21 protein-coding genes and 3 pseudogenes are annotated in these 25,984 nt (G+C 70.6%); 8 read left to right on the top strand and 16 right to left on the bottom strand.

All coding sequences use genetic code 11. The features are described from left to right. Positions 1 to 26: 26 nt before the first annotated feature. Entirely contained in the window at positions 27 to 833 is an 807-nt protein-coding gene (locus ACZ59A_RS37780) for an SDR family NAD(P)-dependent oxidoreductase (protein WP_470968460.1), read from the top strand. Here the strand turns inward: ACZ59A_RS37780 and ACZ59A_RS37775 are convergent. Beyond that, positions 821 to 1,028, bottom strand: a pseudogene (locus ACZ59A_RS37775) (hypothetical protein); the annotation flags it as partial. The gene ACZ59A_RS37780 and the pseudogene ACZ59A_RS37775 overlap by 13 nt on opposite strands. Here ACZ59A_RS37775 and ACZ59A_RS37770 point away from each other — a divergent pair. After that, a pseudogene (locus tag ACZ59A_RS37770) lies at positions 1,006 to 1,281 on the top strand (LD-carboxypeptidase); the annotation flags it as partial. The pseudogenes ACZ59A_RS37775 and ACZ59A_RS37770 overlap by 23 nt on opposite strands. A 214-nt stretch (positions 1,282 to 1,495) precedes the next feature. On the opposite strand, the gene ACZ59A_RS37765 reads toward ACZ59A_RS37770, so the two are convergent. Continuing rightward, positions 1,496 to 2,278 (bottom strand): enoyl-CoA hydratase/isomerase family protein, encoded by a 783-nt coding sequence (locus ACZ59A_RS37765; protein ID WP_470968457.1) that lies wholly within the window; start codon positions 2,276 to 2,278, stop codon positions 1,496 to 1,498. Continuing rightward, positions 2,275 to 3,183, bottom strand: coding sequence for an NAD(P)-dependent oxidoreductase (locus ACZ59A_RS37760; RefSeq protein WP_470968454.1), 909 nt, complete (start codon positions 3,181 to 3,183; stop codon positions 2,275 to 2,277). Before ACZ59A_RS37760 ends, ACZ59A_RS37765 begins: the two co-directional genes overlap by 4 nt. A gap of 138 nt (positions 3,184 to 3,321) precedes the next feature. Between ACZ59A_RS37760 and ACZ59A_RS37755 the strand changes: the two genes are divergently transcribed. Beyond that, on the top strand, positions 3,322 to 3,918 hold the full coding sequence (locus tag ACZ59A_RS37755; RefSeq protein WP_470968452.1) for a TetR/AcrR family transcriptional regulator: 597 nt from the start codon (positions 3,322 to 3,324) through the stop codon (positions 3,916 to 3,918). 9 nt (positions 3,919 to 3,927) lie between these two features. Here ACZ59A_RS37755 and ACZ59A_RS37750 read toward each other — a convergent pair whose 3' ends face one another. Continuing rightward, positions 3,928 to 5,103: a pyridoxal phosphate-dependent aminotransferase gene (locus tag ACZ59A_RS37750; protein ID WP_470968502.1), complete on the bottom strand. Its 1,176-nt coding sequence runs from the start codon at positions 5,101 to 5,103 to the stop codon at positions 3,928 to 3,930. A gap of 313 nt (positions 5,104 to 5,416) precedes the next feature. Here ACZ59A_RS37750 and ACZ59A_RS37745 point away from each other — a divergent pair, with 313 nt between their 5' ends. Beyond that, positions 5,417 to 6,268, top strand: coding sequence for a PhzF family phenazine biosynthesis protein (locus ACZ59A_RS37745; RefSeq protein ID WP_470968448.1), 852 nt, complete (start codon positions 5,417 to 5,419; stop codon positions 6,266 to 6,268). 6 nt (positions 6,269 to 6,274) lie between these two features. Here the strand turns inward: ACZ59A_RS37745 and ACZ59A_RS37740 are convergent, their stop codons facing one another. The 4 genes and pseudogenes from ACZ59A_RS37740 to ACZ59A_RS37725 all read right to left on the bottom strand — a co-directional run. Further along, positions 6,275 to 6,781, bottom strand: coding sequence for a hypothetical protein (locus tag ACZ59A_RS37740; RefSeq protein ID WP_470968445.1), 507 nt, complete (start codon positions 6,779 to 6,781; stop codon positions 6,275 to 6,277). A 763-nt stretch (positions 6,782 to 7,544) separates the two neighbouring features. Beyond that, complete coding sequence (locus ACZ59A_RS37735) at positions 7,545 to 8,657, bottom strand: PucR family transcriptional regulator (protein WP_470968442.1); 1,113 nt, start codon at positions 8,655 to 8,657, stop codon at positions 7,545 to 7,547. A 137-nt stretch (positions 8,658 to 8,794) separates the two neighbouring features. Continuing rightward, positions 8,795 to 9,382 (bottom strand): TetR/AcrR family transcriptional regulator, encoded by a 588-nt coding sequence (locus tag ACZ59A_RS37730; protein WP_470968440.1) that lies wholly within the window; start codon positions 9,380 to 9,382, stop codon positions 8,795 to 8,797. A gap of 187 nt (positions 9,383 to 9,569) precedes the next feature. After that, positions 9,570 to 9,791 (bottom strand): annotated as a pseudogene (locus tag ACZ59A_RS37725) (hypothetical protein); the annotation flags it as partial. Between the two features lie 16 nt (positions 9,792 to 9,807). Here ACZ59A_RS37725 and ACZ59A_RS37720 point away from each other — a divergent pair. The 3 genes from ACZ59A_RS37720 (at position 9,808) to ACZ59A_RS37710 (ending at position 14,320) form a co-directional block, all read left to right on the top strand. Further along, complete coding sequence (locus ACZ59A_RS37720) at positions 9,808 to 9,999, top strand: hypothetical protein (RefSeq protein WP_470968437.1); 192 nt, start codon at positions 9,808 to 9,810, stop codon at positions 9,997 to 9,999. A gap of 182 nt (positions 10,000 to 10,181) precedes the next feature. Then, a complete protein-coding gene (gene icmF / locus ACZ59A_RS37715) occupies positions 10,182 to 13,412 on the top strand; it encodes a fused isobutyryl-CoA mutase/GTPase IcmF (protein WP_470968434.1) in 3,231 nt (1,076 codons plus the stop codon). A gap of 47 nt (positions 13,413 to 13,459) precedes the next feature. Further along, a complete protein-coding gene (locus tag ACZ59A_RS37710; RefSeq protein ID WP_470968431.1) occupies positions 13,460 to 14,320 on the top strand; it encodes a 3-hydroxybutyryl-CoA dehydrogenase in 861 nt (286 codons plus the stop codon). A 31-nt stretch (positions 14,321 to 14,351) separates the two neighbouring features. On the opposite strand, the gene ACZ59A_RS37705 is transcribed toward ACZ59A_RS37710, so the two are convergent. From ACZ59A_RS37705 to ACZ59A_RS37670, 8 genes are all read right to left on the bottom strand, one after another. Next, the gene (locus tag ACZ59A_RS37705; RefSeq protein ID WP_470968429.1) at positions 14,352 to 15,287 is read right to left on the bottom strand and encodes an L-tyrosine/L-tryptophan isonitrile synthase family protein; all 936 of its coding nucleotides are present in this window, start codon (positions 15,285 to 15,287) and stop codon (positions 14,352 to 14,354) included. A gap of 98 nt (positions 15,288 to 15,385) precedes the next feature. Continuing rightward, positions 15,386 to 16,669: a cytochrome P450 family protein gene (locus ACZ59A_RS37700; protein ID WP_470968426.1), complete on the bottom strand. Its 1,284-nt coding sequence runs from the start codon at positions 16,667 to 16,669 to the stop codon at positions 15,386 to 15,388. A gap of 11 nt (positions 16,670 to 16,680) precedes the next feature. Next, entirely contained in the window at positions 16,681 to 18,507 is a 1,827-nt protein-coding gene (asnB, locus tag ACZ59A_RS37695) for an asparagine synthase (glutamine-hydrolyzing) (protein WP_470968423.1), read from the bottom strand. A 17-nt stretch (positions 18,508 to 18,524) separates the two neighbouring features. Then, entirely contained in the window at positions 18,525 to 19,928 is a 1,404-nt protein-coding gene (locus tag ACZ59A_RS37690) for an MFS transporter (RefSeq protein WP_470968420.1), read from the bottom strand. Between the two features lie 56 nt (positions 19,929 to 19,984). After that, a complete protein-coding gene (locus tag ACZ59A_RS37685) occupies positions 19,985 to 20,797 on the bottom strand; it encodes an ABC transporter ATP-binding protein (RefSeq protein ID WP_470968417.1) in 813 nt (270 codons plus the stop codon). Continuing rightward, the gene (locus ACZ59A_RS37680) at positions 20,794 to 21,870 is read right to left on the bottom strand and encodes a FecCD family ABC transporter permease (RefSeq protein ID WP_470968415.1); all 1,077 of its coding nucleotides are present in this window, start codon (positions 21,868 to 21,870) and stop codon (positions 20,794 to 20,796) included. The genes ACZ59A_RS37685 and ACZ59A_RS37680 overlap by 4 nt, the downstream gene beginning before the upstream one ends. 2 nt (positions 21,871 to 21,872) lie before the next feature. Beyond that, entirely contained in the window at positions 21,873 to 22,949 is a 1,077-nt protein-coding gene (locus ACZ59A_RS37675; RefSeq protein ID WP_470968412.1) for an ABC transporter substrate-binding protein, read from the bottom strand. A gap of 368 nt (positions 22,950 to 23,317) precedes the next feature. Beyond that, entirely contained in the window at positions 23,318 to 24,607 is a 1,290-nt protein-coding gene (locus tag ACZ59A_RS37670) for a Rid family hydrolase (RefSeq protein WP_470968409.1), read from the bottom strand. A gap of 102 nt (positions 24,608 to 24,709) precedes the next feature. On the opposite strand from ACZ59A_RS37670, the gene ACZ59A_RS37665 reads away from it, so the two are divergent. Next, complete coding sequence (locus ACZ59A_RS37665) at positions 24,710 to 25,939, top strand: M20 family metallopeptidase (protein ID WP_470968407.1); 1,230 nt, start codon at positions 24,710 to 24,712, stop codon at positions 25,937 to 25,939. The last annotated feature ends 45 nt before the right edge of the window (positions 25,940 to 25,984 follow it).

Raw genomic sequence — 25,984 nt, 5'->3', positions numbered from 1 at the left:
CACCCACATGGACGGGAGTGGCAATCATGGCAAATCAGTCAGGTGTTGGCCGCGGCGACGGAGTATCGCCCAAGAACGCCGATTCGAGACTGGCGGGAAAGGTCGCGCTCGTGACGGGTGCTTCCAAGGGCATCGGGGCGGGCATCGCGCGGGAATTCGCCGCGGCCGGAGCGTCGGTCGTGGTCAACTACGCCTCCAGTGCCGCCGGCGCCGAGCGGGTGGTGCAGGACATCCAGGCGCGAGGGGGGACCGCGATCGCCGTGCAGGGCGACGTGTCGGTGCCCGCGGATGTTGAGCGCCTCTTCGCCAGGACCGTAGACACGTACGGCCGGTTCGACATCCTCGTCAACAATGCCGGTGTCTATCACGCACAGCCGCTGGAGACCGTCACGCAGCAGGAGATCGACCGTCAGCTTTCCGTCAACGTGACCGGACCGATCCGTACGATCCAGGAAGCCCTTAAGTACTTCGGGTCCGACGGCGGGTCGGTCATCAACATCGGATCGCTGGACAGCGCCCGCGCGGTGCCGGGGATGTCGGTGTACGCCGCGACGAAGGGCGCCGTCGATGCCTTGACGCGAGTCCTGGCCGCCGAGCTCGGCCCTCGCGGAATCCGAGTGAACACCCTGGCCCCTGGCGGTGTGGAGACGGAAGGTATCCACGCGGCCGGCTTCATCGGCAGTGACGCCGAGACGGACATGATCGGGCACACCCCCCTGGGCCGTATCGGTCAGCCCAAGGATCTGGCACGGGCGGCGGTCTTCTTCGCCTCCGACGACGCCGCATGGGTCACCGGAGAGCGCCTCACCGCCTCTGGCGGCCTGCGAACCTGACACACCCCGACAACGCCGGAGTCTGCAGACCCGCTCCGCGGGAGGGGCAGTTTCCAGGTGCAGCCCGAGGTGGCCACGAAGATGAAGGCGGCCAGCACCTCGCGGCGTCCCCCGCCGACGACGCCCTCCACCCTGCGGACGAACCGGCGCCGGCGGCACCACTCGCTGAAACGTATTCCGCATCCCGCGCAACATGGACGAGCGCGGCCTGCTGTCCCCCTTCCCACCGCTGACGATGGGCCGCGCCAAGGCGTGGTCCTTCCAGCAGCCGAACAAGGCCGAGGAAAAGCGGCGTTACGTCGATGAGCAGCGCGCTTCGGTACTGCGCGCGCTGGCGGCGTACGCCCCGGACACCATGGCCGTCTTCGACGTCGACTTCGGACACACCGATCCACAGGTGGTGATGCCGTACGACGGTGTCGTGCGAGTGGACGGCCCCGCGCAGCGGACAGCGCGGCTGCCGAGCATCGTGCCGATCAGCTCGGCGGCGAGCGCCTCGGGCGTGCGCCCCAGGAGCCGTGCGGCGTTGGTCTGCCACGCCCGCGCGCGGGCGTGGCAGCGGTCTCCTCGGCGTGGCCGACGAACCCGCTGGCGGGAAAGGGCCTGCGCCACCAGGTCGCCCAGGCCGATGGCCGCGCGACGGCGGCGTCCATGAAGCACGCTCACCACTTCGCGGGGTGCCCCTTGAGCTGCTGCCAGTAGCGCCGGTGCGCGTGCCGGGCCTGGTCGCTCGTCATCCCGGCGGGCAGCTCCTCGTCCAGCGGGTCGGCGAGTTCGGCGATGTCGCGCAGGGCGGCGGCCTGGCAGGCCCGCTTGGTGAACGCGTACTGCTCGACGCAGTCCTCGGGCGTCGTCTCGGCGATGGCGACGGCCCGGTCCAGCAGTTCCCCGGCCGAGGCCAGCTCGTGCACCATGCCCAGCGCGTGGGCCTGCTCCGGGGTGAAGATCTCCCCGAGCAGGCAGGTGCGGGAGGCGACCGGATCGCCCCAGGCGTGGGCGAGCATCCGGACGTAGACGGCGGGCATCGGAATGCCGATCGGCACCTCGTTCAGCCCGAAGCGCGCCGTCCCGTCGGCGACGGCCACCCGGTAGTCGCAGACGGCGGCGGTGATCAGCCCTCCGGCGAACGCGTGGCCGTTCACCGCGGCGACGGTCGGGCGCGGATAGGTGAACAGCCGCAGGTTCGTGGCCCGGTAGTCCTGGAACCAGGACGCGACGGCCGCCGGGGCACCGGCGAAGAGCGGGAAGTGTTCACCGAGGTCGAGTCCGGCGGAGAAACGGGCGCCGGTTCCGGTCAGGACGACCGGGGAGTCGGCGTGGTCGCGTTCGAGCCGGTCGAAGGCGTCGTGGAGGTCGGCGAAGAAGGCGCGGTTCTGCGCGTTGACCGGGTTGGTCGTCATGGTCACGATGGCGACGCGACCGCGCCGCTCGATCGTCCAGCTCATGCTCGCTCCTCCAGCTGTACGGGTACGGAAGCGCCGCCGCCGGTACGGGCCTCCAGCGCGCGCAACACGGCCACCATGTCCTCGCCGCCGTGGCCCTGTTCGACGGTCTCGCCGTAGAGGGCGTGACAGACGTCGAGGAGCGGAGAGGCGAGGTCGGCCTTGCGGGCGGCCTCGGCGATCAGGCGGTTGTTCTTGAGCACGTCCGCGGCCGCCGCCTGGACGGTGAAGTCGCGGACCGGCAGTTTCGCCGCCTTCACACGGGAGACGGCGCTGGCCATCGGCCCCGCGTCCAGGATGTCCCGGAACAGGCTCTGGTCGAGGCCATGCCGGTCGGCGAAGTGGAACGCTTCGGTCAGCCCGGTGACCAGCGTGATCAGGAACAGGTTGACGGAGAACTTCATCAGCAGCGCCCCCGGGACCGCGCCACAGCCGAAGGTCTCCCGGCACAGGGGGGCGAGCAGGGGCCGGACGGCCTCCACGGCCGCGTCGTCCCCCGCCAGCATCCCCACCAGTTCGCCCTGTTCGGCCGGGATACGCGAACCGGAGACCGGGGCCTCGACGTATCTACCGCCCGCGGCCCGGATGTCGTCTCGCAGACTGCCCGAGTGTTCGGGCGAGGTCGTGCCCATGTGGACGACGGTGTGCCCGGCGATCCGCGCGGCGAACTCCGGGGTGCCACGCCCCAGCACCGCGTCGATGGCGGCCTCGTCGGCCAGCATGAGGATCACGGTCCCGGCCCGGTCGAAGACCTCAGCGGGGCTCGCCGCGACCTCGGCTCCGGCGGCGCGCAGGGGTTCACACCGGGCCGGGGTGCGGTTCCAGACGACGAGTGGCGTCCCGGCGCGGGCCAGGTTGAGGGCCATGGGCTGCCCCATGACCCCCAGGCCGACGAAACCGACGTACACGCCGCACCGCCTTCCCGGCTCACGCCGAGCCCGAGCCGTCGTCACCACATCGACTATGACAGCGGTCATAGTAGCCGCCACTATGACGGCGGTCATAGGGTGGTGGTGTCGGCAGGTTCGAGGAAGGTGGGGTCGGGGATGGCGGGGTCCGGACGGGGGCCGCGCGAGCGGATGGTCTTCAGCGCAGCCCAGCTCATCCGGCGCGACGGGGTCGCCTCCACCGGTATGCGCGAGGTCGCCGCCCATGCCGACGCGCCGCGCGGTTCGCTTCAGCACCACTTCCCCGGCGGCAAGGAACAGCTGGTCAACGAAGCGGTGGGCTGGGCGGGCCGGTACGCGGGCAACCGCGTCGCCCGCTTCCTCGCCGCGCTCCCCGAGCCGACGCCCAGCGGGCTGTTCGCCGAGATGGTGCGGCAGTGGACCGACGAGTACGAGACCACCGGCTACGCGGGCGGCTGCCCCGTGGCCGCCGCCACGGTGGACTGCGCGGAGTCCGCCGCCTCCACGCGGGAGGCGGCGGCCGCGGCGTTCGCCGCCTGGACCGGGCCGGTGGCCCGGGCCCTGACCGACATGGGCGTGCCCGAGGAGCGGTCCGGCGCGCTCGCCACGCTCATGATCAGCGCCGTGGAAGGGGCGATCCTCATCGCCCGGGCCGAGCGGGACGTCCGGGCCCTGACGACCGTGACCCGGGAACTCGGCCCCCTCCTCGACGCGGCCGTGAGCGAGGAAGTCTGACCGGACGCCCTACGGAAGCGTGGCCACGAACTTCCCGAGCCGGGCGATCCCCTCCCGGAGTTCGTCGGCCGACGCCGCGTAGGAGAGGCGGACGTGGCTGTCCGCCGTGTGGACGCCGAAGTCCCTGCCCGGAGTCAGGGCGACGTGTGCCGTTTGGAGCGCCCGCTCACAGAACTGCCACGAGGTGAGCCCCGTGCGGCTGACGTCGAAGTAGACGTAGAAGGCACCGTCGGGCGGGACGGGAACCGGCAGTCCGATCCGGGCCAGGCCGTCGAGGACGAGCGCGCGCCGCTCGGCGAACTCGACGCGGCGGCCCTCGCAGACCGCGAGGGACTCGGCGGTGAAGCAGGACAGGGCGGCATGCTGGGCGGGAGCCGACGCGCAGAGGAAGTAGTTCTGCGCCAGGCGTTCCATCGCCGGTACGAGCGTCTCGGGTACGACACACCAGCCCAGTCGCCAGCCGGTCATACCGAAGTACTTCGAGAAGCTGTTGATGACGACGGCGTCGGGGTCGTACGACAGCGCGCTGCGCGGCGACCGGCCCTGTGCGTCATGGTCGCTGAGGTTGAGGTAGATCTCGTCGACGATGCGCCACGCGCCGCGCTCGCGCGCGACGTCGCAGATGGCCGCGAGTTCGTCGGCAGGCACCGAGGTGCCCGTCGGGTTCGAGGGGGTGGCGATCATGATCCCGCGGGTGCGGTCCGTCCAGTGCGAGCGCACCGATGCCGCGTCCAGCTGGAAGCGGGTTCCGGCCGTTGTCGGTACGAGGGTGACCCGGGCGCCGAAGCTCTCGGCGATCTGCCGGTTGCAGGGGTACGACGGATCCGCGATGAGCACCTCGTCGCCGGGATCGACGAGCGCGGCGGTGGCCAGCACCAGGGCGGCCGAGGCCCCCGCCGTCACGACAACCCGGGAAGGAGCGACCTCGACACCGTGCTCGTCCCGGTAGAACCGCGCGATGGCCTGCCTCAGCGCAGGCAGCCCGAGGGCCGCGGTGTAGGGCAGGGGCCGTCCGCCCATGGCCTCGCACATCGCGTCCCGGACGGCCGGGGGCGCGCCGAAGTCCGGTTCGCCGATGCTGAGTTTGACGACGTGATGTCCCTGGGCCTCCAGCGCGGCGGCCTGCTTGCCGAACTCCATGGCGTAGAACGGGGCCACAGCCTGGGCCCGCTGCGAGATCCGTATGTTGCTCATGCCGCGACCTCCGGCTCGATGACGGTCAGAACTGCCAGGACGATGGGCTACGACGGGTTCACCAGCCAGCCAGGCGTTCCACCAGCAGAAATCCGCCGATGACGATCATCATGGCACCGGAGATCGCGACGATCACCACCAGGCCCGCCACGGCGAGCAGGGTGCAACTGGATCTGGGTCAAGATCAGTCCACTTTGTCGTGAGTGGCTCTGGCCCGACGGACCGGCACCCAGTGGGATAGGCATGCGTACGCCGACGTACGGGGCGTACGAGACCCGCTGCAACCGCTACCGAAAGGTCCTCGATGACTACGCCGCGCGCACGCGCGTTCGCACAGGTCGACGTGTTCTCCACAAGCCCCTGCCTCGGCAACCCGGTTGCCGTCGTCCTCGACGGGGCCGACCTGACCGACGAGCAGATGCAGGGCCTGGCGCGCTGGACGAACCTGTCCGAGACCACCTTCGTCCTGCCCCCGACCACCCCGGAGGCGGACTACCGGCTGCGCATCTTCACCCCCGGCAGCGAACTGCCCTTCGCCGGGCACCCCACCCTCGGCTCCGCCCGCGCGTGGCTGGACAACGGCGGCACACCGCGGCACGCCGACCGCATCGTGCAGGAGTGCGCCGCCGGTCTGGTCAGCCTGCGCCCGGGCGACGAGGGCATGCTGTCCTTCGCCGCGCCGCCACGGATCCGCGACGGCGCGATCGACGAAGCGTATCTGCACCAGATCGTCGCCGCGTTCGGCATCGAGCGTGATCGCGTCGTCGCCCACCAGTGGGCCGACAACGGCCCCGGCTGGGCGGTGGTCCAGCTGGCCACGGCCGAAGAGGTCCTCGCTCTCGAACCCGACCTTTCCCTCATCCCGAACGCGATGGTCGGGGCGGTCGGCGCGTACCCCGAGGGGTCCGAGCACGACTTCGAGATGCGTACCTTCGCGCCCCGGACCGGGGTGCCCGAGGACCCCGTATGCGGCAGCATGAACGCCGCGGTCGGCCAATGGTTCACCTCCACCGGCACCGCGGGCCCCGCCTACCGGGTCTCCCAGGGCGCGCGCCTGGGCCGGGCCGGAACGATCGAGATCACCGCCGATCCGGACGGCACCGTCTGGGTCGGCGGCGCCGCCACCGGCTGCATCCGCGGCACCATCACCCTCTGACCTCGATCACCTCTTCGCGTCCCCGCTCCGGTCGCCCCGCTCCCACCGATGGGTCGCTGCGGCGGGTCCGCCCACACGGCGTGGATGCAACCACTCCGGGTCCCCCAGGCGGTGCAGGGCCCTCGCTTCGGATGTCCTCCGGAACAGGGCTTTCACGAGGTAGACGTGGTTGCCTGTGTACGGGCGCTCGTGGTGGGTGTAGTTCACCGACCAGGGTTCGTACGGATGGCGTAGGAGTTCGCCCACTGAGCAGCCGCTGGGGCCGGTATCCATGTGGTGGCTGCCGCCGAGCACGCCCATGGTGCGGGTGGCGTGCCATGCCTTATAGGTGGCTCGGATACGCAGCTCCATGAACTTTGACCACGGGATGGTGAGGGGTGGTTCCGGCGCTCGGGGCTCGTGGTGCTCCATACCCTCGGGGGTGAGGACCAGGCACGAGCCGCCCTCCCGCTTCGGGTCGCCGATGATCCAGCGGTCCCCGACCAGTTCCAGTGGGCCCAGGTGCTCCGTCATGATCCCCCGTTGGTCGTGTGTTCGTCCGAGCGGCGCCGGTCCGCGGGTGTTCCCGCGGGGGCCCCGCACCGCGGGAAGGCGGTCCGAGAGCGACGGCCCGGAAGAAGGCGCCCTCGGCGTCGTGACCGACGACGAGGGCATGGCTGCCCCGGACCAGGCCGGTGTCGTGTGTCCGTACCTCGACGGTGACGGTCGAACCGTCCTCAAGGGCCACGTCCGCCCGCCCGGAGTCGGCACTCACCCGCGGCGTGCGGATGACGCAGGGACGGCCCACGACCTGTGCGCGGACGGGCCCGGCGGGCTGGAGGCGGTGGTTCAGCCGCCGCTGGAGCCTGACCCCCGCCCAGCCCGCCCCCGCCACGGCCGGCAGTACGGCGACGCGCAGCCAGTGCCGGTCGGACAGCGCCTCCCCGGCGAGCGCGACGACCCAGGCCAGCGTGATCCCCGTCACGGCCATGGCGGTGAGTGGAGTGCCGACAGTGCCGGCGCGGACTCCTTTTCCCCCGGGAGTCCCGCCGCCGACGCCGTCTGTGTGCCGCACCAGCCGGTATCCGGCAACGACGAGGAGCGCGACGCCGAACAGGACGGCGAGCAGCCCAGGCGCGATTCGCAACAACTCAGCCACCGCGCCTCCCCCGATTCCCCGTCTCGGTGCGGGCTCATCGTGGCACTGCGGCTCCGAGCCGCGCATTGCCGGAACCCGGCAATCTTTACGCGTTGCTGACGGCCTGGAAACGCCGGAACCGAACGGGCCCGGCGGCACCTACAACGGGCTTCCCGGCCACCCCAGCAGCCGGGCCCCCATGGCCGCCGTCTCCAGGGTGAAGCGCTGCAGCGCATCGCCCGGGTCGTAGCCGGTCAGGTCCTTGATGCGCGCCAGCCGGTAGGAGAGCGTACGGACGCCGATGTTCAGCCGCCGGGCCGCCTCGGCGTTGACATACCCCGCCGCCGCGCACGCGGTGAGCGTCTCCAGAAGCGGCCCGGCCCCGCCCCGGGCCCGTGTGAGCGGACCGAGCACCGTGCGCACCAGGTCGGACATGGCGGCGCGGTCCCGCAGGAGCACCGGAAACACCAAGAGGTCGGCGGCGCGCAGAACAGGGCCGGGCAGCTCCAGACGGTCGGCGAGCTCCAGAGCACTCAGGGCCTCCTCGTAGCTGCGCACCACCCCACCCGCCCCGGGGTGTTCACGGCCGACAGCCACCCGCCGCGCCCCCGCTTGCCCGCTGCCGGGACTCTGCACCCGGCTCACGAAGGCATCCAGGATGGCGCGCTCACGCTCACCGCCGGCCGCGACGCACACCAGTCGCCCGTCCTTCGTGGTCAGCAGCACATCGTGTTCACCGAACCGGGTGATCACTTCCCGCTCGACGCGCCGCACGACCGGATGCACGACGTCATACGGCTCCTCCCCCTCGGCGACGGCCACCGCGTGACTGCGCGCCAGCCGCAGTCCGAACCGCTCCGCCCGCTCGGCCAGCCGCCCCAGGTCGGAGCGCCCGTACAGCAGGTCGTCGACGAACTCCCGGCGCACCGCCTCCTCCTGCCGCACCGCCAGGCGCTGTGCCCGCTCATGCCCCTCGCCGAGGGCGGCGACGGCGGTGTCCACGGCGCCGAGCAACGCGTCGGCCGTGCGGGCCGCCACCGCCGCGTCCGGCGCCCTGACCGCACCGGGCAGCGAACCCCACAGCCTGCGGGTCTCGCCCAGGTACAGCGTGATCAGTTGCCGGAGTGCGTATCCGGCCTCGGCCGCCCGCTCCCCCAGCTCGCGCAGCTCGTCCAGCTCGGGTCGGCGCAGCAGCCGGCCGGTCGCGGATACGTCGGTGAGCATCCGCTCGTAGCCACCGAGGAATTCGGCGGGTATCCGGCTCTGTCTCATCCGTCAGCTCCCCCTGCGGCCCCAGGGCCGCGTGATGTCGGCGTCGCCCGCCAGGGCCTGGGCGACCGCCTCGCCGGTCACTCACCCACCGGAACCCACGGACCACAGGGCGGGTTCCGGGGCGGTGGACTCGCTCATCATTGGAAGGCGATTTCTTCGCATCGGGTGACGCTTCGGCGGATCGAAGCGCGGTCGAGGCCGAGTAGGGCGGTGAGCCACATGCCGTTCTGGACGATGTCGATGTCTGCGGCCCGCTTGTTCGCCTCGGCCCTGGACAATTCCGGCCGGGCGGTACGGATCACATGTGCCAGGGCCTTTCGATAGCGCTTCTGGGCCGCTGTGTTGATCTCTCCGAACACCGGGTGGACCTGGGCGAGCGACCACAGTTGCAGGCGCAGGGAGAGATACTCCGTCGTCAGGAATTCGGCGCGGGCAACACGGTGGAGGACCGCTCGGAGGTTCTCCTCCGGGCTTTTGGCAGGATCCGAGGCGACCATGGCCATGTCCTGTCTCTCAATACGGCGCAAGGCCGCGCAGATGAGCGTGTCCTTGTCGCCGTAGTAGTAGTTGACCAGCCCCAGGGAGACACCGGCTTGCCGCGACACCGCACGCATGCTGACGCCCGAGATTCCCTGCCGCGACAAAAGGGTGAGAACGGCGTCCAGGATCTGCTCCTCCCGGTCGGCCTTCTTCTCATGCTCCGCGGTCGTGTCGCTCGCCCGCACGAGACTAGTCGCTACTGGACCAGACCACGCATGGACCACCCCATGCAGACCCCGCGCGCTTGGCCGACAGTCACAGGACGAACCTGGTTCGAGCACACATTGAACGAGTGTTCAACCTCAGGGGCGGCATGGCGGGGGGCTTCGCCAGACTTTCGACGTAGGTGAACCGGCGTACATGCGGCAACTATTATGCCTGGTCAGAGGGGTCGCTGACCCACGTCAGACACGGCACGACCTCCGACGATCGCCAGCAGAGGTATTGAACGATCAACGTGGTCAGAACCGGCCAAGTGGTCTCGACCGCCTGTCGCACCCTGGTCTCGGCGAGCGGGTCCGGATCGAAGACGGCGACGGCCTTGCCCGCGACCAGGAAGAGCGCGGTCCAGCTCCGGCCGATCACACCACCGCCGAGGCTGGCTACGCGCGTGACCTTGGCCGGACTCGCCGACCGGCTTCACCTGGAGCGGTTCACCGCTACCGAGGACAAACCTGACACGAGCGGTGATTCCGGCTTCCAGGTGGAGCTGCGGGAGTCCGGGGTGACGCTGGCCGTCGCCGCGGACCAGAGCCCCTCGAGGCAGTCCGGACCGTGCGGCCGGACATCGGCTGACCTGTGACTCCGGTGCGCCTCACCCACCTGTGAGGAGTGACCGGCACGCGCACCACGCCACGTGTCGTCGTCATCAGAACATCATCGGAGGCGGGATACATCACACAGCGATCACCTTCTGCGATTTAATAGGACGTCCTAGTATCTCGGGTGTCACCGCTCCACTGCTCCGTCCGGGAAGGCTCCCCCATGCCCGATCTGCATCGCCCCGTGCACCCGGTTCGACTGGTCACCGCCTCCGCTCTCTTCGATGGACACGATGCGTCGATCAACATCATGCGCCGAATCTTCCAGTCCCAGGGCGCGGAGGTCATCCATCTCGGTCACAACCGGTCGGTGCGGGAGGTCGTGGACGCGGCGCTGGAGGAGGACGCGCACGGTGTCGCGGTCTCGTCCTACCAGGGCGGTCACGTGGAGTACTTCGAGTACCTGGTGGAGTCGCTGCGCGCGCAGGGAGCCGAGCACGTCCATGTGGTGGGCGGCGGTGGCGGCGTCATCGTGCCCGAAGAGATCGACCGGCTGCGCGGCAGCGGAGTGACCATCTTCACCCCGGAGGACGGGCAGCGGATGGGCCTCGCCGGGATGATCAACTCCGTGATACGGGACTGCGACTTCAACCTCTGGGACGACAAGCCTGCCGATGTCACCGCCGTACTCGCCGGCGACCGGTTCGCGATCTCCCGCGCCATCACCGGCGCCGAGCTCGGCAAGCTGCCCGCCGACTCCCTCGGACAGCTGCGTGCCGCCGCGGCGGCACGGGTCACGCCGGTGCTCGGTATCACCGGAACCGGCGGCTCGGGCAAATCGTCGCTCACCGACGAGCTGGTGCGCCGGTTCCGCGTCGACCAGCAGGACAAGCTACGGATCGCGCTGATCGCGGTCGACCCGACCCGCCGTCGTGGTGGCGGTGCGCTGCTCGGCGACCGGATCCGGATGAATTCCCTGGACGGCAACCGGATCTTCTTCCGGAGCCTGGCCACCCGCGGCAGCCGTGAGCTGCCGGAGCACCTCGAGGACGTGATCGGTGTGGTGAAGGCCGCCGGTTTCGACCTGGTGATCGTGGAGACACCGGGCATCGGCCAGGGCGACGCGGCGATCGTGCCGTTCGTCGACGCCTCGCTGTATGTGATGACGCCGGAGTTCGGCGCCGCCTCGCAGCTGGAGAAGATCGACATGCTCGACTTCGCCGACGTCGTGTCGATCAACAAGTTCGAGCGGCGCGGCGCCAAGGACGCACTGCGCGACGTGGCTCGCCAACTGGTCCGCAACCGCGAGGCGTTCACCATGCGGCCCGAGGACATGCCGGTATACGGCTCGTCGGCGGCCACGTTCAACGACGACGGTGTCACCGCGCTCTACCAGCACCTGAAGGGCGTCCTGGCCGAGAAGGGACTGCCGCTGTCCGAGGGCACGCTGGCGCCGGTCGACGTGCGGCACTCTTCCCACATCCGGCAGGTGGTTCCCGCGGAGCGGGCGCGCTACCTCGCCGAGATCAGCGAGACGGTCCGCGCCTACCACACCGCGACCGGGGACCTGGCCGAAGCGGCAAGGCGCGTGCAGAGCCTGGAGGCGGTCATGGCCGACCTCGTCGAGGCGGGCTTCGACGCCGGGAACGTGCGGTCGCTGCTCGCGGACGCCCGCGGGAAACTCCCGCACGACGTCACGGAACAGATCGAGAACTGGCCCGCCGTGGTGGCCTCCTACTCCGGCGACGAGCAGGTGGTGAAGGTACGTGACAGGGAGATCCGTACCAAACTCACCCGCGAGTCCCTGTCCGGCAACAAGATCCCCCGGGTCGCCCTGCCCCGCTTCACCGACCATGGAGAGCTGGTGCGGTTCTGGCGCGGGGAGAACCTGCCCGGCCACTTCCCGTTCACCGCCGGGGTGTTCCCCTTCAGGCGCGACAGCGAGGACCCGGCGCGGATGTTCGCCGGAGAGGGCGACCCGTTCCGCACCAACCGGCGCTTCAAGCTGCTGTCCGAGGGCCAGCCGGCCACCCGGCTGTCCACCGCCTTCGACTCCGTCACTCTCTACGGCCGTGACCCGGACGAACGCCCCGACAACTACGGCAAGGTCGGCACATCCGGCGTCTCCGTCGCCACCCTCGACGACATGAAGACCCTCTACCAAGGCTTTGACCTGGTCGACCCCACTACCTCGGTCTCCATGACGATCAACGGACCCGCGCCGACGATCCTCGCGTTCTTCCTCAACACCGCCGTCGACCAGCAGATCGAGCGGTTCCGCGCCGACGAGGGCCGCGACCCCTCGCCCGAGGAGACGGCCGAACTGCGCGCCAGGGCGCTGGCGAACGTCCGGGGCACCGTGCAGGCCGACATCCTCAAGGAGGACCAGGGCCAGAACACCTGCCTGTTCTCCACCGAGTTCTCCCTGCGGATGATGGCCGACATCCAGGAGTGGTTCATCGCGAACAACGTCCGCAACTTCTACTCGGTGTCCATCTCCGGCTATCACATCGCCGAAGCCGGTGCGAACCCCATCAGCCAGCTCGCCTTCACCCTGGCCAACGGCTTCACCTACGTCGAGTCCTACCTCGCCCGGGGGATGCACATCGACAGCTTCTCCCCCAACCTGTCGTTCTTCTTCTCCAACGGCATGGACCCCGAGTACTCCGTCCTCGGCCGGGTCGCCCGCCGCGTCTGGGCCGTGGCGATGAAGGAGAAGTACGGCGCGAACGACCGCAGCCAGAAGCTGAAGTACCACGTCCAGACCTCCGGACGCTCCCTGCACGCCCAGGAGATGGACTTCAACGACATCCGCACCACCCTGCAAGCGCTCATCGCGATCTACGACAACTGCAACAGCCTGCACACCAACGCCTACGACGAGGCCGTCACCACCCCCACCGAGGACTCGGTCCGCCGGGCTCTGGCCATCCAGCTGATCATCAACCGGGAGTGGGGCCTGGCGATGAACGAGAACCCCCTGCAGGGGTCGTTCATCATCGACGAACTCACCGACCTGGTGGAGGAGGCCGTACTGACGGAGTTCGAGCGCATCAGCGAGCGCGGCGGCGTGCTCGGCGCCATGGAGACCGGCTACCAGCGCGGCCGTATCCAGGACGAGTCCATGCTCTACGAGCAGCGCAAGCACGACGGCACCCTGCCCATCATCGGCGTCAACACCTTCCGCGCCCCGCACGCGGACACCGCCGAGCCCGATGCCATCGAACTGGCGCGCGCCACCGAGGAGGAGAAGGAATCCCAGCTGAGGCGAGTACGGGACTTCCAGGCCCGCCACCACGAGACGGCCCATGCCGCCCTGGCCGCCCTCAAGGACGCGGCAGTGAATGACCGCAACGTCTTCGCCGTCCTCATGGACGCTGCCCGAGTCTGCTCCCTGCAGCAGATCACCGACGCCTTCTTCGAGGTCGGCGGCCAGTACCGCCGCAACGTCTGACCCCACCAGCGGCAGTCACGCCACATCCCCTTCGGAGAGGACCTCAGATGGACCCCCTTACCCGTCTCGGTGTCGTGGGCTGCGGCCTCATGGGCTCCGGCATCGCCGAAGTCGCCGCCCGCAGCGGCCTCGACGTCCGCGTGGCCGAAGCCACGTCCGGCGCCATCGAGGCCGGCCGCCGCCGCATCACCGCCTCCCTCGACCGCGGTGTGAAGCGCGGCAAGATCACCGAGGAGCAGCGGGACCAAGCCCTGGCCGGGCTCTCCTTCACCCACGACCTGAACGATATGGCGGACCGTCAGTTCGTCGTCGAGGCCGTGGCCGAGAACCACGACATCAAGACCCAGGTTCTGCGCGCCCTGGACAAGGCGGTCGAGGACTCGGCCGCCGTCCTGGCGACCAACACCTCCTCCATCCCCATCGTCGACCTCGCCGTCGCCACCGAGCGCCCCGGTCAGGTCATCGGCATGCACTTCTTCAACCCCGTCCCCGTGCAGCGTCTCGTCGAGATCATCCCTGCCCTCACCACCAGTCAGGAGACCGTGCGGCGCACCCGCGACTTCGCCGAGCGGCTGGGCAAACAGGCCATCCAGGCAGTCGACCGCTCCGGCTTCGTCGTCAACGCGCTGCTCGTGCCCTACCTGCTCAGCGCGGTCCGTATGGTGGAATCCGGCGCCGCCCGTCCCGATGACATCGACCAGGGCATGGAACTCGGCTGCGCCCATCCCATGGGCCCGCTCCGTCTGCTCGACCTCATCGGCCTCGACACCGCCCAGGCCATCGCGGAATCGATGTACACGGAGTTCAAGGAACCCCTGTACGCGCCCCCCAGCTTGCTGCGCCGCATGGTCACGGCCGGCCACCTCGGCCGCAAGAGCGGGCGCGGCTTCTACACCTACGACGGCTGAGCCCAGCCCTGAGGTGCGCTCCTCCGGTCGATCAGCTCTGCTCGAAGTGACTGGGCCTGCCGCCCTGCTGGATCAGGCGGCCCAGTCGGGCGGCCTCGTTCCGGGGCATGAGGGTCCAGGTGCCGTCGGTACGGTGCAGGGCCGCCGAGTGCCAGGGGGTGGTCCAGGCGTCGGGGGCGTCGAGGAGGCGGATGCCGAATTTGGGGGCGCCGATGGGCTGGGGGTGGATGGACAGGCGGACGGCGCGGGGGTGGTGCCGGGCGATCAGGTCGCCCCAGGCGCGGCTGCGCTGGATGACTCCGTACGCGCGGTCGCGGCAGTCGCGTTGCAGGGCGGAGCGGGTGCCCGCGTGGTCGGCGGTGTCCTCGAAGAGGAAGCGGGTGACGCCCCGGTAGAGGGCGAGTGCGTGGTCGTCGGCGCGGATCTCGGCGCGCAGGGCCTCCAGCGTGGGGGCATGGCGCGCGTGGACATGAGCGCGTTTCGTGTCGTACGGGAGGTCGCCGAGGACGTCGCGCAGGTCGAAGACGGACAGTCTGCTGAGGCTCCGTTGCTCTATGACGACGCGTAGTTCGTCGGCGTAGGCATCGATGTGCTCGTCGAGGACGTGGATGAGGTCGCCGAACACGTGGCCGTCGGAGCAGATGATCAGGCGGGCACCGGGCGGGTAGATCCGTTCGATCTCGGTACACAAGGTGTTCAGGAAGGTGAGGGAGAGACGTTCCCCCTGGTCGGGGAGGTGGCCGAGAACCTTGGACGGGTTGGGGGACTTGCAGGGGAAGCCAGGCAGGGTGAAGACGACGGGATTGCCCTCACGCACATGTTCGGCGATGCGTCGCATCTGGTGAGGGAACATCTCCGCGGCGGTGGGGGCCCGGTCGGTCGTGCGGTGATGGGGCAGGAGCAGGTTGAGGACCGCCGTGCTGATGTCGGTGGCGGGGGCGGTGGTCGGCATGGTCGTCGATGACATGTCGTTCTCCTGAGGTACGGGGGCATGGCGACATGGCGTCATGGCGAGGGAGAGCCAGGCGCCGCCTGTGAGCGGCGTTCGTCAGCCGGAAGCCGGTGTCAGAGGCGTCGGTCGTAGCCGACGGGGAGGTGGTTGGTGCCCCGGCCGAGGACCGCGGGGATCCATTCGATGTCCTCGTCCGCGAGGGCCAGGTGCAGTCCTGGCAGACGGGCGAGAAGAGCGCCCAGGGCGATCTGGAGTCCGGCGCGGGCGAGGGCGGCACCGGGGCAGAAGTGGATGCCGTGGCCGAAGGCGAGGTGGGGATTGGGGCTTCGGTCCAGATCGAGGGTGTCGGGGTCGGGAAAGCGCCGGGGGTCGCGGTTGGCGGCGCACAGGGAGACGATCACCGAGTCGCCGGCCGGGACGCGCGTGCCGTGGAGGTCGTCGTCCTCGGCGAGGAAGCGCCAGGTGGTGAGTTCGAAGGCGCTGTCGTAGCGGAGGAGTTCCTCGACGGCGCGCGGCAGGAGCGCGGGGTCCGCGCGCAGCCGGGCCAGCTGTCCCGGGTGGCGGAACAGGGCGATCAGAGCGGTGGTGATCTGGTTGGTGACCGGTTCCTGGCCCGCCACGAGGAGCTGGAAGATCATGGAGTCCAGCTCTTCCCGCGACAGTTCGCGGCGGTCGTGTGCGGCCACCAGACGGCTGAGCAGGTCGTCGTCCCCGTGTTGTCGCTGGTGGGCGACGACGTCGGCGATGTAGCCCTGCAGGCCGTGCAGGCGAGCCTCGTACACCGGCCGTCCGGGGTCGGTGGGGCCGACCGGCTGCACGACCTTGCCCCAGTCGCGGTCGAAGCGGGCCGCCAGCTCCGGTGGGAGGCCGATGGCTTCGGCGAGGACCTGGAACGGGAAGTGGGCCGCGAAGCCGGTGACGAGGTCGGCGGGACCGGTCTCGGGCAGGGCGTCGATGAGCGCGTCGGCCAGTTCCCCGAAACGGGGGCGGAGCTGTTCGACGCGGCGCGGGGTGAAGGCGTCGGTGACGAAGCTCCGCATGCGGGTGTGTTTCGGCGGGTCCTGATGGAGGAGGTGGACCTGGAGCTGGGAGTGCTGCGGCTCCGGCATGATCGAGGCTCGGGCACGCCAGCGGTCGTTGCCCCGGTCGTGGTGCTTGCCCAGGCGGTCGTCGTTCAGCGCGGAGTGGGCGGCGTCGTAGCCGGTGACCAGCCAGGCGTGCACGCCGCTGGGGAAGAGCACGCGGTGGACGGGACCGGCTTCGCGCATCCGCTCGTACAGGGGGTAGGGGTCGCTCTTGTAGGGACAGCCCATGAGCGGGACCGGGTCGGGAACGGAGTCCGGCCGGGCCTTCGGTCCGACGGCTCCGACATCCGGGAGAGGTTCCTGAAGGGTCATGCGATGCCTCCTCAGAGGGCGAGTTCGGGCTGGTAGTGGTCCAGCCACAGGGCGAGGTCGACGACCCGTTCCAGGCGAAGGCGGTGGCCCCACTCCAGGTGGTCGGGCGGGGTGTCGAGGCAGGGTTTGACGCGGGTCTCGTCGGCGAGGGCACGGACCTGTGCGGTGGCCAGGGCGTCGCGGGCCATGTTCTGCAGGCCACGGTTGTAGTCGGGGTGGTGGGTGGCCGGGTAGTGGTTCTTGGGGCGGCACAGCACCGATTCGGGGGCCAGTCCGCTGCCCGTCGCGCGCAGCAGGCTCTTCTCCCGGCCGTCGAAGCTCTTCAGCTCCCAGGGGGTGGCGAAGGCGTACTCGACGAGGCGGTGGTCGCAGTACGGGACGCGCACCTCCAGGCCCTGCGCCATGCTCAACCGGTCCTTCCGGTGCAGGAGCTGTCGCAGCCAGCGGGTCAGGGACAGGTGCTGCATCTCGCGCTGCCGGTGCTCGGTGGGCGTCTCGCCGTCCAGGTGCGGTACGGCGGCCAGCGCACCGCGGTACGTATCGTCGCGGAACTCGCCGATGCGCAGGTCCAGTTCCGGGTTCAGGGGCATGGCCGCCTCGTCCCCCGTGACCAGCAGCCAGGGGAAGGTGTCCGCCGCCAGGGCCTTGGGGTTGTGGAACCAGGGGTAGCCGCCGAAGACCTCGTCGGCGGCCTCGCCGGACAGCGCGACGGTGGAGTGTTTCCGGATCTCGCCGAAGAGCAGGTACAGCGAGGTGTCCATGTCGCCGACGCCGATCGGCGAGTCGCGGGCCACGACGACGGCCTTGCGGTGTTCGGGATCGAGCAGGGTACGCGGGTCGAGGACGACGAGGCTGTGGTCGGTGCCGATGAAGGCCCCCGCCTCGGCGGCGTAGGGGGTGTCGTGGCCGGTGCGCAGGACGTCTCCGGTGAAAAGCTCGGCCTGGTCGCTGTAGTCGACGGCGTACGAGCGGATGCGGGCGTGCGGTCCCTCCCGCTCACGGAGTTCGTCGGCGAGCAGAGCGGTCAGGACGGTGGAGTCGAGCCCGCCCGAGAGCAGACCGCACAGCGGGACGTCGGCCTCCAGCTGGCTCCGGCCCGCTGCGCCGACCAGTTCACGGATCCGCTCCACCGTCGCTTCCCGGTCGTCGGTGTGGGGCACTGCCTCCAGCTGCCAGTAACGGCGCTCCCTGATGCCGTCGCGGTCCAGGACGAGCAGCCCGCCGGGCTCGACCTCCCGGACGCCGGACCACACCGTCGGGCCGGTGTTGAACAGCAGGCTGTACTCCTCCCGTAGCCCGTCCGCGTCCACCCGGGGCCGTATCTCCGGGTGGGCGAACAGCGCCTTGGGCTCGGAGGCGAAGGCCAATCCGCCGTCGACGCGCGCCCAGTACAGGGGCTTGACGCCGAGGCGGTCCCGCACCAGCACCAGCCGCTGGGCGCGTTCGTCCCAGATGGCGAAGGCGAACATGCCGGCCAGGTGCTCGGCCACGTCCTCGCCCCATTCGGCGTAGGCGCGCAGCACCACCTCGGTGTCGCTGCGAGTGCGGAAGGCATGCCCTCGGCCGCGCAGCTCGGCCCGCAACTCGTGGTGGTTGTAGACCTCGCCGCTGTAGCTGAGCACGACGGTCGGGTCCTTCGGCCGGTCGGTCATCGGCTGAGCGCCTCCGGCCAGGTCGATGACGGCCAGACGGCGGTGGCCGATGGCGGCGCGCTCACCGAGCCAGACACCGCCCGCGTCGGGACCGCGTGGGGTGAGGGTGCCGGTCATGGCCTCGATGACCGGGGCCTGGGTGCGGGCATCGCCATGGAAGGACGCCCAGCCGGTGATTCCGCACATGGGGAGAGCTCCTGGGTTCAGGGACGGGCGGCGGGGGCCGCGCCGGTGGTTTCGTCGGGCACGGCGGCCGGCCGTGGGCCGGGCAGGGCGAGCAGGGGGATGGCGAGACAGGCGGCGACGGCGGCCAGGGCGAGCCCGGCGTGTACGCCACCGCCGGGCCCGGCAAGACCCCGGACCGCGGTCGCCAGGGCGGGCCCGAGGGCGAAGCCGAGGCTCCGGGCGAATTGCACCGTGGATCCGACGGTGGCGGTCCGGTCCGCCGGAGCGGCGCCCATGACCAGGGCTTGCGTGGGACCGCCGCCCAGCCCCATGCCGACTCCGGCCAGTGCCAGCCGCCAGGCCACCTCCCACGGTGACCAGCCGCTGCCCAGCGGGACGAGCAGGAGCAGGCCGACCGCGGTGAGCACGGCACCGGTGACCGCGACCCGCCGGGCACCGGCGGGGGTCCCTCCTGCGCGAGCGGAACCGCGAGCTCGGGGGAGGTCGGCGAGGCGTCCGCCGAGTGGTCCGGCAACGCCCATGCCGAGTGGGAAAGCCAGGACGGTCAGGCCGGTCGTGGTGGCGCTGACGCCGTCGTCACGCTGGAGGTGCAGGGCGACGACGTAGTGCATGGCGGCGAATCCGCTCGCCAGTGCCAGCACCGCCCCATGCGCCCGCAGCAGTCCCGGGACCCGCAGCACATCCGCCACCGGATGGCCGCCCGGACCGCGCAACCACCACCACAGCGGCGGAACAGCGGCGACGACGAGCACCAGCCACCCGGAATCGTCCGACGCCAGGGTCAGCGTCAGCAGCAGCGCCGCCACGCCCGTGGCCACCAGCAGCGCGTCCAGCATTGACCGGCCGTCGGGCGGACGCGGACGGCCGTCCCGCGGCATCGCCCGCCACACCACGGCCATCGCGAGCAGGCAGAAAGGGATCTTGACGAGGAAGACGTAGCGCCAGCCCAAGTGGTCCAGCAGCAGACCGCCCACGGCCGGCCCCGTCACCGCCCCCAACGGGCCCAGGGTCGCGGGCACGCTCATCGCCCGCCCCCGCAGCTCCGGCCGTACCGAACGCATCGCGAGCACCGGCATCAGCACGAACAGCACGGCACCGAAGGCGCCCTGGGCGAGGCGGGCGGCGATCAGCCAGGCCGCCCATGGCCCTACGGCCGCCAGCGCGCTGAACAGGCCGAAACCCGCGGTCGCGGCCAGCACGACGGAGCGCGTCCCCCCGCCGTCCAGCCACCGCCCGACAGGCAGCAGGAAGGCCACGAGGGACAGTTGGTACCCCAGCACCGCCCACTGGGCGGTCGCGGCGGAAACGTTCAGCCCGTCGGCGATGTCCGCGAGGGCCACGTTGACGATGTTCATGTCGAGCATCGCCACGAATGCCAGCACGCCCGCCGCGGCCACCAGCATCCAGCGGTCATTCCCCACGGATATATGACCGTGGCGTGCCGAGTCGGAACCGTCGTGTGTCACTCTTCTATCCCTCACTGTCGGCCTGTCCCCGAGGCCACGACCGCCTCGGCGTCGGCCGGGGCCCGGTGGTCGAAGGCGATCAGCGGATCCCCGGTCAGCGGGTGGTCGATCACGGTCGCCCGTACGCCGAACACCTCGGCCATCAGCTCGGGCGTGAGGACGTCGCGCGGTCGGCCGGAGGCCACGACGGCCCCGGCGTGCAGGATGTGCAGCCGGTCGCACACGGACGCGGCCGCGTTCAGGTCGTGCAGCGACACCAGTGTCGTGCGGCGATGGGCGCGCAGCAGGGTGAGCAGCTCGACCTGGTGGCGGATGTCGAGGTGGTTGGTCGGCTCGTCCAGCACCAGGACGTCCGGGTCCTGGGCGAACGCCCTTGCCAGCAGGACACGTTGGCGCTCGCCACCGGACAGGGCCGTGAACCGGCGCCCGGCATGTCCGTCCATGCCGACGTCGGAAAGGGTCTTCGCGACGATGTCCCGGTCGGTGGCGTCCTCCCCGGCGAAGGCTCGTTTGTAGGGCGTGCGCCCCATGGCGACGACCTCGCGTACGGTCAGCTCGAAGTCGCTCCCCCGCTCCTGGGGCAGGGCCGCCACGTGCCGGGCCGACTGGGCCGGAGACACCTCACTCAGGTCTCTGCCGTCCAGCAGGACCTGCCCGGCGGTGGGCTTGAGGTGCCGGTAGACGGTGCGCAGGAGGGTGGACTTGCCACTTCCGTTCGGGCCGACCAGGCCCGTGATCTCGCCTTCGGCCGCCACCAGGTGCGCACCGGCCACGACCGTACGGCCCGCGTAGGCGACGTGCAGGTTCTTGATGTCGATCCTCAACTGCCGCTCCCCAGGCGCCGGTCCAGTAGGTACAGCAGGGCCGGGGCCCCGATGAGGGAGGTGACCACGCCGACCGGCAGCTCCTGGTTGTCCATGGCCGTACGGCAGACGATGTCGACCACGACCAGCAGCAGGGCGCCGAACAGCGCGGAGACGGGCAGGAGCCGTCGGTGGTCACCGCCGAGGACCAGGCGGCAGACGTGCGGCACCATCAGCGCGACGAAGGCGATCGCGCCGGACACCGCGACGAGGACGCCGGTCAGCACGCTGGTCACGGTGAACAGTTCACGGCGCAGCCGGGTGACGTCGACGCCGAGTCCGGCCGCTGTCTCATCGCCCATCAGCAGCGCGTTCAGGCCCCGGGCCCGCGCCTGAAGCCACAGCAGGGCCACCGGAACCGCCACCGCGGGTACCGCGAGCAGTTCCCAGTTCGCCCCGCTGAGGCTGCCCATGAGCCAGAACAGCACGCTGTGGGTCTGCTGCTCGTCCCCGGCCTGCAGCACGAGATAGCTGGTGAAGCCGGACAGGAACTGACCGATCGCGACCCCGGCCAGCACCAGCCCCAGCGGGGCGAAGCCCCCGCCGCGCCGGGCCACCGCCCATACGAGCGCGAAAGTGGCCAGGGCTCCGGCGAAGGCCGCGCCGGACAGGCCCAGGCCCAGCGCCCCGCCCGCACCGAGGCCGAGCACGATCGCGGCCACCGCCCCGAGGGAGGCGCCGTTGGAGATGCCCAGCAGGTAGGGGTCGGCGAGCGGGTTGCGCACCAGGGCCTGCACGGCCGTACCGACGAGGCCGAGCCCGGCGCCGACGAGTGCGGCCAGCAGGGCGCGTGGCACACGTAGTTGCCACACGATCAGGTCGTTCGTACCCGGGCGCGGCGCCTCTCCGGACAACCGCCGTCCCACCACACCCCACACCTCGCCGGGCGGGATGGATGTCGATCCCCAGGCGACGGCCGCCGTCAGCGCCGCCAGCAGTGTCACACCGAGGGCGAGCGCCACCGGTCCGGCGGGCAGACTGCGCGTGCCCGGAGCGGTGTTCGTGGCTTTGCCGTCCAGCAGGGTAGAAGCCACCGCTAGCCGACCTTGCCGGGGTAGAGGGTCTTGGCGATCTCCTCGACCGTGTTGGCGTTCTCGACCCCGGCGATGGTGGTCTGCTCGGAGCCGATGCGTACGAAGTGGCCTTCCTCGACGGCCTTCAGCCCCTTGGTGGCCGAGTTGGACCTGAGCCACTTCTCCGCCTCGCCGAACGCCTTCTCGTTCGCCGCCTCGCTGCCCCGGTTGCGGACGCCGAGCTGGATCCAGTCCGGGTTTTTGGCGATCACGTCCTCCCAGCCGACCTGCTTGTAGTCCCCGTCGCAGTCGGCGAAGGCGTTGCGGGCCCCGGCCAAGGTGATCACGGCATGGGCGACCTGGCGATTGCAGACGACGGTGGGCTGCTTGGTGCCCGCGTCGTAGTCGAAGAAGAAGTACGTCGGCCGCTTGCTCTCCGCCGCACCACCGACCGCCTTCTGGACGGCGTCCACCTTCGCCCTCATCCCATCGACGAGCTTCTTCGCCTTCGCACCCGTGCCGGTGACCGCCCCGAGGGAGGTGATGTCGGCCTCGACCGCGGACAGATTGCCGAGCGGCTTCTTGCGCGTGGAGGCGCAAGCGGTGGACTTCAGGTAGGTGTGCTCGATACCGGCCGCCTTGAACTCCTCCTCGGTCGGCGCGTCGCCCATGCCTCCGCCGCCCATGCTTCCCATGGAGGCGAAGGTGTCGATGTACAGGTCGGCGCCGGAGCCGAGCAGTTTCTCCTTGGGAATGACGGCCTGGCCGAGCACCTTGACCTGCTGCGCCTCCGTGTCGAGCGCGCCGGGCAGAGTGCCCTTGCCGGGCGGGAATCCGGTGCCGATCACCTTGTCGCCGACGCCGAGACGGAGCAGCAGTTCCAGGCTGGAGGCGTTGCTGGTGACGATCTTCTTCGGGGCGGCCGAGAACGTGGTCTTGGCACCCATGCAGTCGGTGACCGTCACCGGGTAGCCACCGGAGTCGGAGTTTCCGGCCTTCCCCGCGCTCTCGTCCGCCGTGTCCTCGCCACCGCCGCACCCCGCCACCAGCAGGCCGCCCAACACCACGGCCGCCGTACCGCCCCACACACGAGAACGCATCGCACAACTCCTCGAATTCACTCGGCACGCGGGCGAGCATCCGTCACCCGTCCCAGTAGTCGCGGCGAACCCCGCTTAAGTTCCCGGCCAGTTGCCAGGTGAGCCCCCTGCCGACCCGAGCCGTTTCCGCTAAGCCAGCAGAGGAGGGGGTGTCCGGCCACGTCGAGGGTCACCGCGTGCGCCGCCCGCGTCCGTCGGAGCGTCTGCCGGACGCGCTGCGCGAGGCGCGGGATACGGCCGAGCGTGCCGCGCACACCGCCGTGTGTGGCCTTAACGGAAGGAAGAACGATGTCCTCAGCGACCGATGACCGCACCCCACGGCGGCGCCGTCCGGTCCGGGGCTGCTGACGGCGATGACCGGCCTGGGCTCAGCGGAGGACCGCCATCAGATCGATCTCGAGCAGGACGTTCGCCAGATCGGCGCCGACCGTGGTGCGGGCCGGGTACGGCGGGGTGAGGTGACGTTCGTAGACGGAGTTGAAGTCGTCGAAGTCCCGGTTGAGGTGCTGAAGATGGACGGTCGCACGCACCACGTCCGAGAAGTCCAGCCCATGCGCGTTCAGCACCGAGGCCAGGTTGCGCATCGTCTGCTCGGTCTGCTCCTTGATCGTTCGGCCTGCGACGCGGCCGGTGACGGGATCGTGGGGCCCCAGGCCGGACGTGTGCAGAAAGCCGCCCGCCACGATGGCCTGCGAGTAGGCGGCTACCGGCTGAGGAGCGGCTTGAGTATTGATGACCTGACGTCTGTCCACGTGGGTGGCCTCCTTCGCCGGGTGCTGCGGGGTCGGTTGGGGGCTTCTGCGGCTTGAGCGGCCGGAGCCGTTGGGGACGGCGACGCTCGCCGTGCCCGCCCTGGCGCCGAGCGCGCGTGATACTTCGCGAGCGGCATCACGGACGAGTGCGCCCAGCGACGAGGCCGACATGCTCCGCGCGCCGCCCGCCACCGGGCCGGACAGACCGATGGCCGCGACGGGGGCATGGTCGTGGTTGGAGAGGGCGGCGTCCACGCTGAGCATGCCCGATCCGGCACTTCCGTCCTCGACGGCGAAACCGTGGCGCCTTGCCGCGTCGACCGCCGCGCGCAGTTCCTCGGCCGCCGCCTCGTTCGCCGGATCACTCGCCACCGCCAGCCGCGCCGCCTTTTCGGCCCGTGCCACCTCGGCGTCGTCGAGTCGGGCCAGCAGCGCCCACCCGGCCGTGCCGGTGTGCAGGGGATGACGCGCGCCCAATCGGGGCCGTACGAGCATGGGGCCGCTGCCCTCCACCGCGTCGACCAGGACGATCTCGTCGGCTTCGCGGATGCTCAGCCGCGCGGTATGGCCGGTTTGCGCGGCCAGGTTCACCAGCGCGCCCCGGGCGACTTCCCGCAGGTCCAGCCGTTCCAGATAGGCGCCTCCGAGATAGGCGGCGTGGGAACCGAGCCGGTAGCGGGATCGCTCCGCGTCGCGCAGCACCAGCCCGTTGTCGGTCAGCGGGGCCAGCAGGCGCAGCAAGGTGCTCTTGTGCAGACCCAGGCCCTGCGCGATGTCCTTGAGGGACACGCCCGCCGGATCGGGGTGGTCAGCGATGTAGTCCAGCACCGTCAGCGCGCGCCGCAGCGACGAAGAGCGGTTGCGCGCCGCCGTCCCCTGAGGGTCGTTCCCCCCTGTGTCCGTCACCCCGCACGGTCTCCCTTCTCCGTTTCGTGGCTTCCGCGCTGCCGGTTGCTTCCCGTGCAACGACTCTTGACCATGCCGATCCTGCCTCCTAGCGTCAGCCAAATGCAACGCCATCTTTTGCAATGCAGTACCGATGAGACATTGCTGGCCGAACTGATCGCCATCCCCAGCGTCAACCCCCGCGAGCAGGCCGTGGCGGCGGAGACTCCGCTCGCGGAATTCGTCGCGGATTACTGTCGCCGCCTGGGCATGACCGCCCGGCTGGACGAGGTCGCCGACGGCCGCTGCAACGTCGTCGCCACCATGCCGGGGCGCCGCACCGACGAGTGGCTTCTGCTGGAGACGCATCTGGATACCGTCGAGACCGAAGGGATGGCCCTCGACCCCTTCACCGCGCATGTCCACGACGGCCGCCTGTACGGGCGCGGCGCCTGCGACGCGAAGGGGCCACTGGCCGCCTTCCTCTCGGCGCTCGCCCGTATCGCCGCCTCCGGGCGCCCGCCCGAGCGCACGGTCGTGCTGGCGGGTGTCATCGACGAGGAGCACCGCTACCGAGGCGTGACCCACCTCCTCGGCCCGGAAGGAGGGACGGACACCACGGACGACGGCGGCGAGCGATCCGCCGCACGCTGCGCCGGTGCCGTCGTCGGCGAACCGACCAGCCTCGCCCTCGTGGTGGCACACAAGGGAGTCATGCGCTGCCGCATCGTCGCCACCGGCCCCGGCGGGCACAGTTCCCTCCCGGAAGGGCGGGTCAACCCGGTCGAGACGGTCGCCGAGGTGGTCCGCCATCTGCGGGAGGAGGTCGCCCCTCGACTGGCCCGACAGCAGCGGCCGCTGGTCGGCCCGCCCACTCTGGTCACCACGCAGATTTCCGGCGGCTCAGGACCCAACGTCCTGCCCGAGCGCTGCGAGATCACCATCGACCGTCGCACCGTGGGCGGCGAGGAGCCCACGCAGGTGTGGCGGGAGCTGAAGGACGAGCTGGAGAACCGCTTCCCCGGCCTTGTGGAGGTGGCACCGCCGCACGTCGTCGACTACGCGCTCCCCGCGCAGGACGAGGGAGTCGGCGCCGCTTTCTCCGCGGAGGTCGGCCGTGCCCTGGCCGCGCATGGCCTCGACCCGACGGGCATCGGAGTCGGACACGGCACCGACGCCAGCAAGATCTGCCGGGCCGGAATACCCTCCGTCGTCTTCGGCCCCGGCTCCATGACGGAAGCCCACACTCCCCGGGAGTTCATCGAACTCCGCCAACTGGCCACGGCGACCGACGTACTGGTCACGCTGCTCACCACCGGCTCGGGCCGCGCCCCGGGCAGCGACGGTGGCTGACGCACCCCGCGGCGCCCCCGGTCCGGCCCACCCAGTGAAAACCAC

Source organism: Streptomyces sp. NPDC040405 (assembly GCF_055595765.1).
This window is presented reverse-complemented; position numbering and strand designations above follow the sequence as displayed.

What these genes read in the sequence shown, in the direction of transcription:
- ACZ59A_RS37745 (WP_470968448.1), top strand. Translation starts at nt 5,417, where the DNA reads ATGACTACGCCGCGCGCACGCGCGTTCGCACAGGTCGACGTGTTCTCC.
- ACZ59A_RS37765 (WP_470968457.1), bottom strand. Translation starts at nt 2,278, where the DNA reads ATGAGCTGGACGATCGAGCGGCGCGGTCGCGTCGCCATCGTGACCATG.
- ACZ59A_RS37710 (WP_470968431.1), top strand. Translation starts at nt 13,460, where the DNA reads ATGGACCCCCTTACCCGTCTCGGTGTCGTGGGCTGCGGCCTCATGGGC.
- asnB (WP_470968423.1), bottom strand. Translation starts at nt 18,507, where the DNA reads ATGTGCGGAATCACCGGCTGGGCGTCCTTCCATGGCGATGCCCGCACC.
- ACZ59A_RS37780 (WP_470968460.1), top strand. Translation starts at nt 27, where the DNA reads ATGGCAAATCAGTCAGGTGTTGGCCGCGGCGACGGAGTATCGCCCAAG.
- ACZ59A_RS37755 (WP_470968452.1), top strand. Translation starts at nt 3,322, where the DNA reads ATGGCGGGGTCCGGACGGGGGCCGCGCGAGCGGATGGTCTTCAGCGCA.
- icmF (WP_470968434.1), top strand. Translation starts at nt 10,182, where the DNA reads ATGCCCGATCTGCATCGCCCCGTGCACCCGGTTCGACTGGTCACCGCC.
- ACZ59A_RS37705 (WP_470968429.1), bottom strand. Translation starts at nt 15,287, where the DNA reads ATGTCATCGACGACCATGCCGACCACCGCCCCCGCCACCGACATCAGC.
- ACZ59A_RS37665 (WP_470968407.1), top strand. Translation starts at nt 24,710, where the DNA reads ATGCAACGCCATCTTTTGCAATGCAGTACCGATGAGACATTGCTGGCC.
- ACZ59A_RS37700 (WP_470968426.1), bottom strand. Translation starts at nt 16,669, where the DNA reads ATGACCCTTCAGGAACCTCTCCCGGATGTCGGAGCCGTCGGACCGAAG.
- ACZ59A_RS37735 (WP_470968442.1), bottom strand. Translation starts at nt 8,657, where the DNA reads ATGAGACAGAGCCGGATACCCGCCGAATTCCTCGGTGGCTACGAGCGG.
- ACZ59A_RS37675 (WP_470968412.1), bottom strand. Translation starts at nt 22,949, where the DNA reads ATGCGTTCTCGTGTGTGGGGCGGTACGGCGGCCGTGGTGTTGGGCGGC.
- ACZ59A_RS37740 (WP_470968445.1), bottom strand. Translation starts at nt 6,781, where the DNA reads ATGACGGAGCACCTGGGCCCACTGGAACTGGTCGGGGACCGCTGGATC.